Origin of the sequence: Salinivibrio kushneri, from assembly GCF_005280275.1 — a bacterium.
Classification (GTDB): domain Bacteria; phylum Pseudomonadota; class Gammaproteobacteria; order Enterobacterales; family Vibrionaceae; genus Salinivibrio; species Salinivibrio kushneri.
On the sequence record NZ_CP040021.1, the window covers coordinates 172,817 to 189,422 of the forward strand.

At 49.1% G+C, this 16,606-nt stretch carries 16 protein-coding genes; 15 read left to right on the forward strand and 1 reads right to left on the reverse strand.

The genetic code is table 11. The features are described 5' to 3' along the window. Window positions 1-372: 372 nt before the first annotated feature. The 15 genes from FCN78_RS00800 to FCN78_RS00865 all read left to right on the forward strand — a co-directional run bounded on the left by FCN78_RS00800 (window position 373) and on the right by FCN78_RS00865 (window position 15,195). Window positions 373-1,221 (forward strand): hypothetical protein, encoded by an 849-nt coding sequence (locus FCN78_RS00800; RefSeq protein ID WP_077659141.1) that lies wholly within the window; start codon window positions 373-375, stop codon window positions 1,219-1,221. Further along, on the forward strand, window positions 1,214-1,711 hold the full coding sequence (locus FCN78_RS00805) for a hypothetical protein (RefSeq protein WP_198534911.1): 498 nt from the start codon (window positions 1,214-1,216) through the stop codon (window positions 1,709-1,711). The genes FCN78_RS00800 and FCN78_RS00805 overlap by 8 nt, the downstream gene beginning before the upstream one ends. A 47-nt stretch (window positions 1,712-1,758) precedes the next feature. Next, window positions 1,759-2,097: a hypothetical protein gene (locus FCN78_RS00810; protein ID WP_198534912.1), complete on the forward strand. Its 339-nt coding sequence runs from the start codon at window positions 1,759-1,761 to the stop codon at window positions 2,095-2,097. A 120-nt stretch (window positions 2,098-2,217) separates the two neighbouring features. Next, the gene (locus tag FCN78_RS00815) at window positions 2,218-2,847 is read left to right on the forward strand and encodes a recombinase family protein (RefSeq protein ID WP_077659142.1); all 630 of its coding nucleotides are present in this window, start codon (window positions 2,218-2,220) and stop codon (window positions 2,845-2,847) included. A 41-nt stretch (window positions 2,848-2,888) separates the two neighbouring features. Further along, complete coding sequence (locus FCN78_RS15820; RefSeq protein ID WP_167483325.1) at window positions 2,889-3,044, forward strand: hypothetical protein; 156 nt, start codon at window positions 2,889-2,891, stop codon at window positions 3,042-3,044. A gap of 108 nt (window positions 3,045-3,152) precedes the next feature. Then, a complete protein-coding gene (gene mobI / locus FCN78_RS00820) occupies window positions 3,153-3,725 on the forward strand; it encodes a conjugative transfer protein MobI(A/C) (protein WP_077659143.1) in 573 nt (190 codons plus the stop codon). Between the two features lie 64 nt (window positions 3,726-3,789). After that, entirely contained in the window at window positions 3,790-3,981 is a 192-nt protein-coding gene (locus tag FCN78_RS00825; RefSeq protein ID WP_077659144.1) for an AlpA family phage regulatory protein, read from the forward strand. Between the two features lie 201 nt (window positions 3,982-4,182). Further along, window positions 4,183-6,927 (forward strand): DNA methyltransferase, encoded by a 2,745-nt coding sequence (locus FCN78_RS00830; protein WP_077659145.1) that lies wholly within the window; start codon window positions 4,183-4,185, stop codon window positions 6,925-6,927. 2 nt (window positions 6,928-6,929) lie between these two features. After that, window positions 6,930-8,990, forward strand: coding sequence for a DEAD/DEAH box helicase (locus FCN78_RS00835; protein ID WP_077659146.1), 2,061 nt, complete (start codon window positions 6,930-6,932; stop codon window positions 8,988-8,990). 12 nt (window positions 8,991-9,002) lie between these two features. Continuing rightward, a complete protein-coding gene (locus FCN78_RS00840) occupies window positions 9,003-10,319 on the forward strand; it encodes a GIY-YIG nuclease family protein (RefSeq protein WP_077659147.1) in 1,317 nt (438 codons plus the stop codon). A gap of 258 nt (window positions 10,320-10,577) precedes the next feature. Beyond that, window positions 10,578-11,924 carry a PDDEXK-like family protein gene (locus tag FCN78_RS00845; RefSeq protein ID WP_077659148.1) on the forward strand — a complete coding sequence of 449 codons (1,347 nt, stop codon included), beginning with the start codon at window positions 10,578-10,580 and terminating at the stop codon, window positions 11,922-11,924. Next, window positions 11,921-12,256 carry a hypothetical protein gene (locus tag FCN78_RS00850; protein WP_077659149.1) on the forward strand — a complete coding sequence of 112 codons (336 nt, stop codon included), beginning with the start codon at window positions 11,921-11,923 and terminating at the stop codon, window positions 12,254-12,256. The genes FCN78_RS00845 and FCN78_RS00850 overlap by 4 nt, the downstream gene beginning before the upstream one ends. Before the next feature lie 782 nt (window positions 12,257-13,038). Then, window positions 13,039-13,242 (forward strand): helix-turn-helix transcriptional regulator, encoded by a 204-nt coding sequence (locus FCN78_RS00855; RefSeq protein WP_459550365.1) that lies wholly within the window; start codon window positions 13,039-13,041, stop codon window positions 13,240-13,242. 11 nt (window positions 13,243-13,253) lie between these two features. Beyond that, on the forward strand, window positions 13,254-14,981 hold the full coding sequence (locus tag FCN78_RS00860) for a DUF927 domain-containing protein (protein ID WP_077659182.1): 1,728 nt from the start codon (window positions 13,254-13,256) through the stop codon (window positions 14,979-14,981). Then, entirely contained in the window at window positions 14,974-15,195 is a 222-nt protein-coding gene (locus FCN78_RS00865) for a helix-turn-helix transcriptional regulator (protein WP_077659151.1), read from the forward strand. Before FCN78_RS00860 ends, FCN78_RS00865 begins: the two co-directional genes overlap by 8 nt. A gap of 32 nt (window positions 15,196-15,227) precedes the next feature. Here the strand turns inward: FCN78_RS00865 and FCN78_RS00870 are convergent, their stop codons facing one another. Next, the gene (locus FCN78_RS00870; RefSeq protein WP_077659152.1) at window positions 15,228-16,469 is read right to left on the reverse strand and encodes a tyrosine-type recombinase/integrase; all 1,242 of its coding nucleotides are present in this window, start codon (window positions 16,467-16,469) and stop codon (window positions 15,228-15,230) included. Window positions 16,470-16,606: the final 137 nt, after the last annotated feature.

The window sequence follows — 16,606 nt, forward strand, 5'->3', positions numbered from 1 at the left end:
AAGATTTTAAGCCTTAAAAAACAAAGTCTTATATTATTTTTTAGTTATTCATCACCCACAACTACCCATTCTACTACCCAAAAATAGAAAGTTTATCTCTGATTGGCCCAATCGGTTACTACCCATGATTATAAACTGGGATAAGTGGGAAACTGGGAATTCCTGATCCTTTTCCGGCTGCCTACCACCTCGTCTCAACCGAAGAAAACCTGCCAGCAAGTCTAGCAAGAGCGGCGCTCCTAGCGCATCTCTTCTAATTCAACGAAGTTTGTACTTAAAGTACAAAGTATTGATTTAATTGATTATTTTTTATTTTGTCTCTTGCATATTTGAAACTTTGTGCGAGTATTTTAGTAAACGCAGGAGTTCAAAATGACCCAGTTGAAGACCCTTTTTTTTGCTGTAACTACAGCCGCGCTCGCGGGTTGCGCTGCTACGCCTCGGAAGTATGACGACGAATCATCCCGCGCACTGAACCTGGCACGTGCCGGTGGCGTTTACGATCAGGATCTGCGGGACTCACCAGACGGCACTCGCTCTTACCGCAAAGGCTTGTTTACAACATTGTTAGATGTCGCCAGCTTGGCGACTTCATTTGATGCCCCACTTCGACATTTGTCTGGAACCCAGACTTTTATGTTTAACGCGACTGACATTATGGCGACCCCGGACAACCCTTCGGCGCGACCCAGTCTTATTGGCTGGATGCCGGGGTCACTGGCGGCGAATCAGGATGACGCCTATGAGCACTATGTTACGGTCGTAGATGAGGCTATCACCCATGCCGCCGAGTCGATGTCAATTACGGCAACGAAACTCACAGACGTAAAGACGCCGGAGATTGACGAGCACCCACTCATGTTGTGGTCGGTAACATCGGAGCGATATGACTGTGGTAAGAGTAACTGCATCATCGCCTACAACATCCAGCAGCCGACTTACTGGAAGACTCCAAGCTATGTCACTGGGAGAGAAGCTGCCAGTTATAATATCGCTGCCAACCATCCCGAGGAATATTCTCGGCTGATATTTCGGCAGTCCGGTGACGAACGCACCTTTCCAGTAGGTGAGTTCTATAGTGCTGTCAGCGCCGACATGCCTCCCTGGATAGTGATGTACTTTCCACCAAACACCGTATTTCAGGACGGAGAGCCGCTCACCTATCCGGTGTTGTATGAACAGGGCCAACAGCTGATGTTCAAGGAGCCCAACCATGAGTGACTGGCATGATGAACTTGAGTTCGCGCTGTTGCCGCTTGAAGACGCCAAAATCGCTAGCGACTGCCTGACCTTTGTGATCAGCAACGCCCTGAGTGAGCAAGGCATCTTCCATCAATGTCGTATCGGATACGCAGAGGACCGACTGAGCCGAATGGCCACTGCTCCCCATTGCTGGATCGAGCTCGAACAGGGTTGGTGTATCGATCTGCGGCTCAGACAGTGGCTGGGCGATGAGGACGACCTCCCTCATGGAGTATTCCAGCCATCCAACTATCCGCGAGTTCGATATCAAGGTAGTGCGCTGCTGGTTCCAAACCTAGGCTTAGAGGATCTGATGGTGATGACAAATGATTTCTACGACAAAGTGAAAATGCCATGGTTGTTCGAGCAGGTCAGAGCGGTTCAGAGCGGCCTAATGCTTGGCAAAACTTGCATTTTCTCAGGTTCTGGTAGCCTCGAAGTAAAGAGCTATCGGGGGCTGAAACCATGATGAGGGTGACAAGAATAGTAGCAGTGGGGCTCGCCGGGATCGGAGTTGTGGAGCTCGCCTTAAGGGGTACCGATGCAGCGCTTTACGCATGGTATCTATTGTTCGTGCTCTGGGTGGTCCTACTGCTCATTCGCTTCGCAATGGCCGCAGTCGATGCTTACAAGACGGTTTTCACCAAGGGGCCCGATGGGCAAATGACGTTTCCTGAATTCGAGAAAAAGATGGCGTCGTTTAGTCGAGATGGTGGTAGGGAAGAAAATGGTCCAAGCAGCACGACAACCTCCGGCACCGGGAGTCAAAAAGACGCAGGCGATCCGTTCGATGACTTCAGAGTCAATCCGATCCTCCGAGAAGATGATCCGTTCGGGGAGTTTTTCGACTCTTGAGGTGGTTCCTGATGGGTACACATCAGGAGAACCAACAATGCAAGCCGTTCAACATGATAAGGAACCATTTAAAACAGACCGGCCAGGCGGAACCACCTATAACAGACCAAGGAGGCCTTAATGTTTATACGCGCCTATTTGAGAGCATCGACCCAGGAACAAAATGCCGCGAGGGCCAAAGCATCGCTAATCCAGTTTGCCGAGCAACACGATCAGCGCATTGCTGCCTTTTATACCGAGAACGTCTCCGGTGCCACGCTGCATCGCCCCGAACTGATGCGACTGATCGCCGAATCTGGTGAAGGTGACATTGTGCTGGTAGAACAGATAGACCGGCTTGCCCGTCTGAAAAAGCAGGACTGGGATACGCTCAAACAGAAGTTGGCAGCCAAGCGATTGGCGATTGTCTCGCCCGAGTTACCAACGAGTTGGCTGGCATTGGACAAAAAAGACGACACCGGCTTTACCGACTCTATCTTGCAGGCTGTCAACAGCATGATGCTCGACATGCTGGCAGCGGTAGCCCGCAAAGATTACGAGGATAGGCGTCGACGCCAGAACCAAGGGATCAACAAGGCTCGCAGCGAGGGTAAGTATCAGGGGCGTCAACCTGATCTGAAAAGGCGGCAACACATAGCCAGTTTACTGCGCTCCGGTCATAGCTATAGTGAAATCCAGGACATCCTGGGTTGTTCGCGCCATCTGATTGCCTCTGTCGCAAAGGAACAAAGGGAGTCAGATGCAGCATAGGCTGAAATTTGCACTCAAAGAACGGAAACAGGAGAACTCACATGATCGATATGTCCGTCACACTCATTGCGTTCCTCGGCTTTGTTGCCGTTATCCTGGCGATTTGCGGCATCTCATATCTGAATGCTGACAAGCTGGAAGCATTTCTCAACCGGAAGCTTAAAGCACGCCGCCAAGTCGATAAAAATTCCAGATAATTTGGGGTAAACGGCTACTTTTGCCCAAATTGGCAAATTAGGGACCCGTGGGTTTGTCTCTACTACCAGTAGCATTTTTCTTGAACATCAACCAACAGGAGAATGCTAATGAACAAACCCAATACTATCGAGGAGATTACCGAGCAGTGGCACGAGATGGCGCGTGCCAAGGAATTTGATCATTACCAGGGGCGGCGAATGGCGCTTGATCACTGTCGACAGTACCTACAATCGCTATTCAAAAGCCTGGACATGGAGCGAGCGCGTCTACGCTATCTCGCTCAGCGACTGTCGGACCATTTTTGGGCGCATAATGAGGCTCATCGAACCAAGGAAACGAGAGGCTACCCTGGCCATCATGGCTGCCGGGTGAGAATGCTGCGTGGTAGTTTAGAAATGCACTGGTACTACAACAGCTTTGTACGGGTGAAAAACGGTAAGGGGCATGCGGTTTTCAGTGAACATATCCGTCGAGCCCTGAAACACCGGTACTCAAAACCCGCATTTAACCGCGCTCACGACTGGGAAAGGCCCATCATTGAAGAGACCGAAGCCGGTTTTGAGATGGTGCGTATTATGAATGCAAACCTCACTCACATGCGCCGTCTCGTCAGAGCAAACCTGAAGCAGCTGGATCGCTTGGAGGCGCATTTAGATAGCCTACAGCCTCCAGAGCACTGATTTAATTAATAGTTTTCCGCTAGCCCGTCCCAAGCTGACGGGCTTTTTACTAAAAGGACCAATCATGAAGCTTTTAAAACTGCAACAAGTTATGGAAAAGACCTCACTGTGCAGCAGTAGCATCTACAACTTGATGAAAGAAGGCGACTTCCCCAAAAACATCTCCGTGATGGGTAAGCGTAAGGCCTGGTTGGAGAGTGAAGTCGAAGAGTGGGTGATGGCAAGAATCGCGGAGAGGGATAGTGAGGTGCGATAAAGGTAATAGTTTTTGTATTGCCGTTTATAGCGCCCGCGCCTCAGCTTGTTACGTGTCGACCTATCCAGAAACTCGGAATTGCCTGTTTGATACCTCTGTCGTATCATTCGACATCTAAATTGGAGCTAAGTATTTATTCTGTCTTCATAACTTGCTCGTATCCGAAAGCTCAAAAAAACGATTGGCACCAGGAGTCTGTACATGGCGATTAGTCAGGCACGCATTATCGAATCCATGGAGCAGGCCTGCTCCAACCTCAATCCGAATGAGTTCATTTTCTCCTTCCTTGATGCCTACGGATTTCCGAAGAGCACCATAACTCGCCTTCGTAAAGGTGACGATAGCCGGAACGTTGCAAGCGGTAATGATATTGGGCTGAAGAAGAAGCTCTATTTCCGAACCGTTCCAGAGGGGATAGATTTGAATGCCGAAGCCGACTCGCTCAAGGCAAGCGAAGTTGTGTCAAGGAACGATATCCGCTTTGTCATCGTCACTGACTTCAATAGCCTGGTGGCTTTCGATCTCAAGGCAGAAGAGCGCCTTGAGACTACGATGGGTGAACTGGACAAACAGTATGCCTTCTTTCTCCCGCTGGCTGGATACGAGAAGGCAGTCATGTACTCAGAGCATCCAGCTGACGTTAAAGCCTCTGAGAAGATGGGGCGGCTGTTTGATCTAATCCGAGAACGCAATGACCTCTCGAAGGCTGAGGACATTCATGCTCTAAACGTTTTCCTGACTCGCCTGTTGTTCTGCTTCTACGCCGAAGACACCGGCATCTTCGCTCATGGCCAGATGACATCTGCCATTCAGTCAACGACTCAAGAAGATGGCTCCGACGTCGATCAGTTTTTCTCAGATCTCTTCACTGTCCTGAATCTGGATGATAAGGCACCTGAGCGAGCATCTATGGCTGCTCACTTCCAGGAGTTCCCCTACGTTAATGGTGGACTCTTTGAGGTGGATGAGCCTATTCCAGAGTTTGGCAGAAAGGCCAGAAGACTTCTGATTGATTGCGGGAGCATGGATTGGTCTGAGATAAATCCAGACATCTTTGGCTCGATGTTCCAGGCGGTCATTGATGATGACCAGCGGGGAAGCCTTGGGCAGCACTACACCTCTGTCTCCAACATCATGAAGGTGATTCAGCCACTTTTTCTCGACAAGTTGTATGCCGAGCTTGAGAAAAGCCGGAAAAACGGGCGAAAACTTAAAAAATTGCTTATACGTCTCCAGAATCTACGCATCTTTGATCCGGCATGTGGCTCTGGCAACTTCCTCATCATTGCGTACAAAGAGCTTCGGAAGCTCGAAATGGAGGTTATTGATGCACTGAATATAGTCTCGGACCAAACTGAAATGTATTACTCAGGGATTAGGCTATCTCAGTTCCATGGGATCGAGATCGATGATTTCGCACATGAAGTGGCCATGCTTTCGCTTTGGCTGGCTGAACATCAGATGAACGTGGCTTTCAAGAACAAGTTCGGGTATGTGGATGCTGCACTACCTTTAAGAGATTCCGGAAATATAGTGTGTGGAAATAGTTTGCGTATGGAATGGCGGGATGTTTGCCCGACTTCGGACAATCAAAACACTCCCCGAGAGGTTTACATTTGTGGCAATCCTCCATTCGTTGCAAGTAGAAATCGATCTCCTGAGCAAAACTCTGACATGGACTTCGTATTTAGCTCCTTCAGAAAATATAAAATGCTCGACTTTGTAAGTTGCTGGATTTGGAAAGGGGCATCTTACATTAGGGGAAGTAAGTCAGAGTGTGCGTTCGTATCGACCAATTCTATTTGTCAGGGGGAGCAAGTTGCAACTATCTGGCCTTCTGTTCTGTCAGGTGGATTAGAAATATCCTATGCTTATCAATCGTTCGCCTGGAGAAATAGCGCAAAGGGTAATGCAGGCGTTCATGTTGTCATAATAGGGCTTCGTGATAAAAGCAATGTTAATAACGGATCTCCCAAAAAACTTTTTACAATGTCAGATAAAAAATGGAGATTTCGAGAAGTAAGCAACATTAACCCCTATCTGATAGAGGGTAGCGATATAACTATATCTAGTAGGACAAAACCTCTTTTTGAGGTTAGCCCAATGATATATGGGAATTACTATAGCAAAAGCGCACCATTAACGCTCTCGGCCTCAGAAAAAATTAATTTGGTAAAAAATGAGCCATTAGCGGAAAAATGGCTTAAGAGGCTCATTGGTGCGGATGAGTTTATTAATGGCATTGAACGATGGTGCTTATGGCTAAAAGATGCGAATGAAGAGGATATTGAAAAAATGCCTCTCGTGAAAGACCGCATAGAAGCCACACGCCGTGACCGGCTCGCTAGCAGTGATAAGTTAATGAAAGAGCTTGCGTCAGAACCTCATTTGTTTAGGGATACTCGAAATCCGGAAAGGTATTTAGTGGTTCCGATCGTCTCTTCTGAGAGACGGCCTTATGTCCCCATAGGGTATTATGACAAGTCATATATTGCGACGAATAAAGTGTTCACGATCCCAGATGCAGACATTTTTACCTTCGGAATTGTTTCCTCCGCATGCCATCTGGACTGGATGCGATTAACTTGTGGTCGTTTAGAAAGTCGTTATAGCTATTCGAACAAGTTGGTCTATCACACCTTTCCCTGGCCAGAAGTAAGTGGCGAACAGCGGAAAAATATTGCTGATATTGCCGAAGATATTTTATTGATTAGGGAAGATTATCCCGAAAAGTCATTAAGTGAACTGTATGATCCATCAAAAATGCCTGATGCCCTTCTGGCCGCGCACAAAACACTGGATAGTGCAGTAGACTGTTTATTCAAAGGAAGACCATTCCACAATACCACTGAGCGTTTGGAGCACCTCTTCGCCCGCTACGAAACATTGATTGCGGAAGAGAAAGCACAGAAGCCTGCTAAGAAAACAGCCAAAGGGAGTAAGTGAACATGGCTGATCTAATGACCGTCCAGTACAAGCAGACTGGCAAAAGCTCGAGCCTGAATGAGATGGGCATGCGTGAAATGCAGGCTCGGGCGTATGAGGCCCGTGATGCGCAATATCTGCTTCTCAAGGCTCCTCCGGCATCGGGTAAATCCCGGGCGCTCATGTTCCTAGGCTTGGACAAGCTGCACCACCAGGGATTGAAGAAAGTCATTGTGGCTGTTCCCGAAATGTCCATCGGTGGCTCTTTCAAGGATACTGATCTCATGAGCGCTGGCTTCTTTGCTGACTGGGAGGTGCAGCCGAACTACAATCTTTGCGTACCTGGTGGAGAGGACCGCAAGGTCAAAGCGTTTATACGCTTCACGGCTGATCCGAACGCAGACATTTTGATCTGTACCCATGCAACTCTGCGAAACGCATACAAGGAATTGGTTCCATCGGACTTCAACGACACCCTGCTGGCAATTGATGAGTTCCACCATACATCTGCGGACGGCGAAAACAGGCTTGGAGAACTAATTGATGGTGTTATGGCAGGCTCTAACGCCCACATCGTAGCAATGACGGGGTCGTACTTCCGGGGCGACGCCGTTCCGATTCTGTTGCCCGAGGATGAGGAGAAGTTTACCCAGGTTACCTATTCTTACTATGAACAACTCAATGGCTACAGGTATCTGAAGTCACTAGGGATTGGCTACCACTTTTACACCGGTCGGTATCTAGATGCAGTGCATGAGGTTCTGGACACATCGAAGAAGACGATTGTTCATATTCCAAATGTTAACGCGGTCGAGTCTACGAAGGACAAGTATTCTGAGGTCGATTGCATCATCGATGCTATCGGTGATGTCGTCGAGAAGGATATGAAAACCGGAATTATTACAGTGAAGGATCAGTCTGGACGGCTTTTGAAGGTTGCCGATCTGGTCGACGATAATCCTCTTCGTGTAGAAGTGCAGAACTATCTCAGGAATGTTTCCAAGGCAGACGACATGGATATCATCATTGCCTTGGGAATGGCGAAGGAAGGATTTGACTGGCCTTGGTGCGAGCATGTTCTGACCATTGGCTATCGTTCCTCGCTCACCGAAATCATCCAGATTATCGGACGTACGACTCGCGATTCAGAAGGCAAATCACACGCCCAGTTCACCAACCTGATTGCCCAGCCAGATGCAGAGGATGACGACGTCAAAACATCGGTCAACAACATGCTCAAGGCGATTACCGTATCGCTACTGATGGAGCAGGTCTTGGCTCCCACTGTTAACTTCAAACCGAGGTCTAGGGTTCGGCCTGGCGAAGAAGTCGATCCTGGCACTATAGTCATCGAAGACACCACATCGCCTGTCTCCGACAAGGTCATGAAGGCACTGGAGAATATGGATAACATCAAGGCCGCTATTCTCCAAAAGCCTGAAGTCATGGCACCGGCAGTGACAGGTGATGATGACCCGGAGGTTATGGAGCAAGTGGAAATTCCGAAGGTCGTGGAAACGCTTTATCCAGATATGAATGACAACGAGATAAGCACTCTCTCAGAGGCAGTACACGCTTCTATGGCTATCCAGTCTACAGGAGGGCTGTTCGATGAGTCTGACCTGCCTGAAGGTGCTCAGATCATTACGCCTGAAGGGGTGCAAGAAGATGAACTGGATTATCAGGGAGATACAGATAAACCGTCGATTCCCGACGCTGGTGCTGGCAACAGTGAGCCTAATCGCAAGTTTGTTCGTGTTGGGAAAAAGTTTGTCAATATCGAGAGCCTAAACATTGATCTGATTCGTCAAGTGAACCCCTTCCAGGGAGCTTACGAGGTTCTTTCAAAATCCGTGACGCCCTCAGTGCTCAAGACCATTCAAGACACCGTAGTTGGTATGCGATCACAGATGTCTGAAGAAGAGGCAATAATCCTCTGGCCCCGAATTAATCAATTTCTCAACGAGAAAAAGCGAGAGCCCTCGGTGACGGCTGGTGATCCGTATGAGCGTCGCCTAGCGTTCGCGCTAGCCTATCTTAGAAAAAAGGATCAGGAGCGCAAAGCGCAGGCTCAGATATTGTAAGAGGGATATGATATGCCACCGATCTATCACAACAGCAGGAAGACCGCTGGTCGGCCTTCACTAGATGACGTATTGTCCGGCCCAGATGAATTCGGTCTTTTTGACGCCGAGGCAAAGAAATCTAGTTCAGGCACAACACCTCTTGAGGTTTCTCGATTTGAAGAAATCAGTGCGTTCGTCGATGAGAAAGGAAAAGCTCCGCAGGCTGATGGCCATGACCTAAAGGAAAAGCTTCTCGCTCGAAGGTTAAAAAGCTACGCTGAGAAGGAAGAACTCCTGTCAGCTTTGAAAACATACGACCGTCATAATCTTCTTCCCGAGTCCGCACTGTCGTTCAATCAGGAAGAAACTGGCGCACATGATGAGCAGACGGCTTCCCACGTCTTGAACAAGTCGGATGGGTCAATACCGAAAACAGACGTGAGTCAGGCGGAAAACGTCACCTCACTTGATGATATTTTTGCGAGTGAGGTATTCTCAGCGCTTGAACAAGGTGACCAGTCCCTCTTTGATCCGGTTCATGTTTCATTTGCGAGCAGTCGAGAAGAACCTGATGAGATCGCTCAACGAAAAGTTTGTCATGATTTTTACGCATTTGAGCCGATCTTTAAGGAGCTGCACTTAAAGCTTAGGAAAAGCGATGCAAAGACCACTCGATTTCAATATGCCACGCAGGTACAGCCTGGTGATGCTTTCATTCTTGAAGGAGTTATATGCCTAATAGACGAGGTTGGAGAGCACCGAGAAGATCGTGACGGTCGCTATAACCCTAGGCTCAGAGTAATTTTTGAAAATGGGACGGAGTCTAATCATCTCCTGCGGTCTCTGGCAAAACGACTTTACCAAGATCCCAACGGACGGAGTATCATCCGTGATGCTGAGTCGATCGTCGATGCTTTCAACAATGTAAATCACAAGGATAAGAGGGTTGGTCAAATTTATTTCGTCACGACGTTGAGCGATAAGCCAGCACTTAGGGAAATTCCGAATCTACTGAAAATTGGTTATACCGAACTGACGGTAGATGAGCGGACAAAAAATGCGGAGCGAGATACAGCGTTCCTTGAAGCACCAGTCAAAAAACTTGCGTCGATAGAGTGCTACAACTTGAATCCGAACAAGTTTGAGACCCTCATTCATGGGTTCTTGCACGCTCAGCGAATTAAGATGACGCTCACCGGAAAAGACGGAAAAGAATATCACCCGAAAGAATGGTTCTCTGTTCCGCTCGAAACCGCTCGGGAAGTCGTAAAACGAATCATTGATGGAAGTATTGTTGATTACCGTATGGACAATACTACTGGGCGATTGATGAAGAAAAAGGTATGAGTGAGGCGCTACTCTCAACGCCAGTTCAAAACGGACCCACTAACACACTTACCCTCTCCTGAGTGACAGGGTAAGTGTGTGGGTATGTATAGCTGTAAGCGACCATTTCTCCCCACATTCAGATAACCGCGATGACCTGATATTGATATAGCTCCTTCACTATGCCACTACGCCGATGAGGAGCTTTAATCGAGAAAGCTAAGTCGCCTCAGAGCGAAATCTGGTGCCGCTCTAACTTTTTATCGAGGAGAAATGTAAATGGAGCCATGGGAAGAGCTCTTTTCTGCGCTGGAAGCGTTTGACGAGGAACAAGCAGAACAAAAACGAGAGGGACGGAATGACTTCAACCTGCTCAGCTCGGTTCTGTCAGTCAATGATGAAGTCCGGCTTCATACCCGGTTTATCTATGCGCTGCTAAATCCAAGGGGGAAGCATTATCAGGGAACGCGGTTTCTGGAACTCTTCCTGGAGGCTATCGGACGACAGGATTGGCTGGATCCGACATCTGTAACCGTACTGAAAGAACATTGTCCGGATGGCCAAGGAGATCAGATTGATCTGTGGATAACTGATGGTAAACGTCAGATCGTTGTCGAAAACAAACTCAATGCGCAGGACCAGCCCCGGCAGGTTGCGCGTTACCTTGAGGTGATTAATGCTACGGATCCGGCACAGGCAGATGAGACGCTGTTTATTTACCTGACTAAAAATCGACAGACCCCCTCTGCCTTTGGTTTGGGTGGGTTAACGGTTTGTCACCGGACGTCCCGTTTACTCAACACCTGCAGCCAACCGGTCGCTCACTATCAAAATCTCAGTTACCGAAAAAATACTCAACAAGCCAGCATTCATACTTGGCTTGAGTCATGCGTCAATGCTGTTGGCCGACAGTCTCATATCGCTTGGGCGTTGCAGGATTATCAGGCAGTGGTTGAACGGGCAACGAAGGAGTATGTGAGCAAGGTGAAAACGCTAAAAGACATTCTCGAAGAGGGCATTGCCGAGGGAAAGCGACACCACGAGCAGGCAATCCAGTTGACCAGAGAATTACCTGCCATACACGCAAGTTGGCTTGAACAAGCATTAACAAGCAATCTCGAAGAGCTATTCGAGCCGTTTGTCAGTAAAGGTGACATGACCAGGATTGGGCCGGAAAACGTAGAGTTGCTGAGCCCCTTCGTCCATACCGCTTTTCAAAAAGATGCTTCCGGCCTCCTTTACGCGCCTAGATTTAATTTTTTCCGAGCGCGTAATGGGACGCGTAACCGTGGCGCTTTCTATCGACTGGAGACCGGTCCATGGGCCAAAGAGGCGGTTCTTATGCTGTTTTACGGCTCCAAGATGCTCCATGTGGGCTGCCTGCTGACAGAGGATGCTGATCGCTCTATAGAGGGCCTGATGCCGACTCTGAAGCTTTCAGAGCCTGCTGCACTGAAAAGCAAGATATTTCCTCGGGTTATGACATACGCCGAAGCCCTTGAGTACCAAGGCATCATCCACCTTGCCGATTTTTCTAATAGCCCACAACGGGGCGTTCTGGACGAACTTTTAACAGGCTTGAGTTGTGCTGACAGCACGACTTTATCAGGAGGAAACGAGATATGAGCTACGACGCTAACTTCGATCAAACCCGACTAGACCAACTGGCGGAACAGTACCTGGCAGATAACCAAGTAGAAGGGGAAGTGTTTTTTCTGAGTGATTCCGATGATAACCGTCTCGATCATGCCCGTTGGCAGTTCGAGGAGACTGAACACGATTCATTGAAGGGTTCCGGCTTCAAAATGCATTTGATGGAGCTTCTAGACACCTTGCTGGTTTATCGTGCCGAGCACGGTAAACCGAACGCTAGCCAGGGCGTTGTAAAAGTTTGCGGCCGTGATCTGGCGATTGAATGGCTGCCTCGGGGTAAGTTTGAAGAGTTACGGAATGCGTAAGCCTGTACTGACGTGTCATTAGTGCCGGCATCTACGCAAGGATATTTCTCCAGGACGAGAGGATTACCGCCCTGGAGGACTTTCCAATTGCTACACATACCTATCTGATTTGGATAACACTGAGCTCATTCCATGCGCTCAAATAGGCCGCCTCTTGGAGATATGACCTGCACATACGCTATCAATCTGGATAAATTGTCGCCGGAATCCCAGTGCGTGAGTTTTCCAAATCAGATGGAACCGATGGGCGTTCAGTCCAGTGACCTCCCTGCCAGCGCTTCTGCGACTGGTGCACCCTAAAGCGCCTCGAAAAAGACCCGCTGGGCACTTGTTGAAGTTAGCCAGACTCGACGTTTACTAATATGACGTGAATGGGTCTCTGAAACGGCCTTCATGAGACTAATTTGAATAGCGATCGCCTGATGCTGTTCATTCTTGCTTGAAACGACTTCGCAAAGGCCTTTCTTAAAGGAGGCAATTTGGGGTCGAACTCGTACTGTCACCCGTGAATCAAAATATGATTCTAAGACCGGAAAATGACTTTCACATGTGAAAGTCATGCAGCTAACTTGGTCATTAAATGTACAAAACCCACTCATGTAAGCCCTAATTTTGCGATTATAACGTTCTTTTTCTGGTTTTTTGTGATTTTTATTTTTTAATAATCAATGTCTTACTGGGCAATCTCTCCTTTGCGCCCTTTTTGGGCAATTCTGCGGTTCTGGTGTTTCTCTATGATTACTCATAATCACTCCTGTCCGTTAAACAACGAATCAGGAGTCATGATGAAACACATGTTTTCGACCGATAACAACGAGCGTTTACTCACCTACGAAGAAGTCTGCACCGTCACTCAGCTTTCCCAAGCCACACTGCGTCGCTACGTCCGGTCAGGTCGCTTTCCTGCTCCTATCAAGCCGAATCCGACTGGACGCGCTGTGCGATTTCGAATCCAAGATGTTCGTGACTGGCTTGATCAGCTGTGATGGGGGGGGAAATGAAATTTCAATTGAGAGACTCAGGGCTATACTTCTTCAGCTCTGATGCATGGCAAAAAGTGGGCGGGTACATTGAGGTTATTGCCAGAACCCGACTTTCCAACAAGAAGCACGGCCATGGTGCACTCCTGCAGTGGAAAAATCTGGATAACGTCCTTCTCCGCGAGGTGGTTTACGCGCGACACCTGAACGGCGATAACGCGCGTCAGATACGAGAGTTATTGGTGGACACCGGCTATTCGCTCGAACCAGGCACTACCAGTTGGGCACGCCTGCAGCGCTATTTGCTTGAGGAGATGGCCAAGGCGCCGCCGGCCACAACCGTCGACCGTACCGGTTGGCATGGCCCGGTGTTCGCGACGAACGGCTGGACAGTAGGGCAGGCGGATGAGCAGCACCATTTTGTCGGGCAGCTATCTACCTCGCCGCTACTGCAGGAAAGCGGGTCGCTGCAGGAGTGGAAAGATCAAGTAGGGAGTCTGTGTGATGGCAACCCGCTGGCGATCCTCAGCGTCGGGGTAGCCCTAGCTGCACCCCTGCTGAAGCATGCTGAGCTTGAAAACGGAGCTTTTCATCTTGTCGGCAACAGTTCAACTGGGAAAACGACACTATTACAGGTAGCCGCGAGTGTTTGTGGAGCTCCAGAATTTTTACGAAGCTGGGTATCCACTGCCAACGGACTGGCCGCTGTAGCGGCTGAGCATAATGATATGTTGTTGGCTCTCGATGAAATCGGTCTGGCTCGGCCCGAGGATGTGGACGTCGCGGTTTATCATATCATGAACGGATCTAGTAAGCTTCGGGCGAATATTTCCGGAGACCTGGCAACGCAAACACATTGGCGGACGTTGGCCCTGAGCACTGGTGAGATCTGGCTTTCTGAGGTTTTTCAGCAGATGGGAAAATCGGTGAGGGCCGGGCAGGAGACTCGTCTAGTTGAGATCCCCGTTTTTGGGCGATTTGGCGCATTTGATGAATTGCATGGGTTTGCCAGCTCCCAGGAGCTGGTCGATGCGCTGAAAAGTGGCTCCAAACATCAGCATGGCACGTTATTCCGGCAATGGGTCGAACTGCTGACAGAAAATACGGAAGAGTTAACCGGTTACATTCAGCATGAGGTTGTCCGTTATACCGATCAGTGGACAACGTCGCATATGGCGTCGCAGGTCGTCCGCGTGATCAAGCGATTTGCATTGATTACCTCAGCTCTATGTCTGGCGTGTCGAAATTACCTGTTGCCCTGGACGGAGGCAGAATCTGAGCGAGCAATGCATCAAGTAGCTGACGCCTGGATAAAAAACAGAGGGCACATATTCAATAAGGAAGATCATCGGATCCTGGTGAAACTCAACGAGTATATGAATTCCCGGAAATTCAGCTTCGCCCCTATCGAGACGGGCATCGCCGAATCGCCCTACGAAGGATTCAAGCGAACGGTGAACGGTGAAAAGCAGCTACTAGTAAAGAAAGCCAATTTCATAAGGTTTTTTGGGCTGCCCACTCGGTATATGCGTGAAATCGAATTCTTGATTCAGAAAGACCTGTTGGAAACCAACGAAAGGAGTCGTGGAACCCTGAGAGTAAAGATCAATGGGAAATTTGAACGATTTTTCGCTCTATGGCCTGAGCGAATCAGAAAATATCTGAATTCGCTGTCAGATCTTGATGGGTTATCCCAGTTTCCCACTTATCCCAGTGTTGATTCGGAGGTAACGGAGAATGAGTAACAAAACCTTCAATCCGCCTTCGGAGGAGATGCGCACCAAGCTGCTGGCTCGTTCGGGACAGTGTGAGCGATTGGTCCGGGAGCGGGATCGTCGTGCGATTACCGGCATCAGCCGCACTCAATGGTGGTCGCTGGAGCGAAAGAAAATTGCTCCAGCGCGACTAAAGCTCGGCTGTCATTCGGTAGCCTGGCGATTATCCGATCTGCTGGCCTAGATTGAACAGCAAGGGGCCTGAACTGGCCCCTTTTATTCTCCAGAACTGACCTCACCACTGACGATGGGAGCGAGCCAATCACAGAGGGCTTCGTGAGCCTCTCTTCGTTCTTCAAAGTACGCATGCCTGTTATAGACCCGGTCCGTCCGGTTGCCGGGTAGTTGATTTAGGCAGCGTTGAGCCAGATTGTCATCAAAGCCGAGTTTTCCCAGCTTGGTTCTGGCAGTACCCCGTAGATCGTGGACGCGGCGCTTGTCGAATGAGAAGAGCTCTTTTTCAAAGAGCTTCTTAAGCGCGTGGTTCAGCGTATTTTCACATACGTGCGGAGTTCGTGCTTTTTTACTGATCCTGCGGGCTGGGAAGACCCACTCACTGCCGCATGAGCGCATCTTCAGTTCATTTAGCCATTCCACTGCCGGTTCTGCCAAAGGAATATCGATGGCTCTTCTTTTTTTTGTCCTCTCTTCGGGCAGGTACCAAATACGGTTTTCCAGATCGAATTCTGACCAAGGCGCGGCCAGCAATTCCATCTTTCTCGTACAGGTCGCAATCAACAAAGCACAGGCCAGATAGTTTTCACGGCTGAACTGCGTCGGAATAACTCGGAGTTTGGTGAAGAATTCGGTGACCTCATCTTCATTCATTGGGTAGTTGGCTGCCTTCTCCTCCCCACCGGCATCCCTGGGACGGAATGGTGAGGCTGGATTGAACCGGGTGACGTCGAGCTTGATACCGTGATCAAACAGATTCCTCAGTAGGCGCATCAAGTCATTTGAGAGGGTCGGGCGGGGCTTATTAGCATCATAGCCATTGGCTACGTCGCGTAGGATTTCACTGATATCGACAGGACGGATCTTTTCCAGCTCCACCTTGCCAATACGCCAGGCAACCTCGCGCTCGTATAGGCTTTTCTCTTTCTGGTGAGACGCGATCTCTCGTTTGCGAAGCGCGTAGTAGTCGGCGTAAAGATCATTAAGTGTTTTGAAAGGGTTTTGGTTAACCTTGTGCCGCTCCTGAACCGGGTCAGCCCCCTCACGCTTGATCGCCAACCTCAATTTCGCCGCCTCATCACGAGCATCTGCCAGTGACCAGTCCTCCACCTTGCCGATGGTGTATTCACGCCGCAGCTTGGTAGCTGGCGTGGTGTAACGCAGCATCCAGTAGGCATCGCCGCGCTTTGGTGTCATTAGGTAGAGGCCGTTACCGTCAGCATGCCGAACAGATGGCTTTTCTCGGATAAGTTTTTTGACGGTTTTGTCGTATAGTTTGCCCATTTTCGTGCCTCAAAAAAATTGGGGAGTACAATCTCGCCGATACAATATAGCGAGAAAATACTCCCCAATCTACTACCCATCACTACCCAAACTAAGCAGAACTTACATGAACGCGGTGACCGTTAAAATTTAATAAG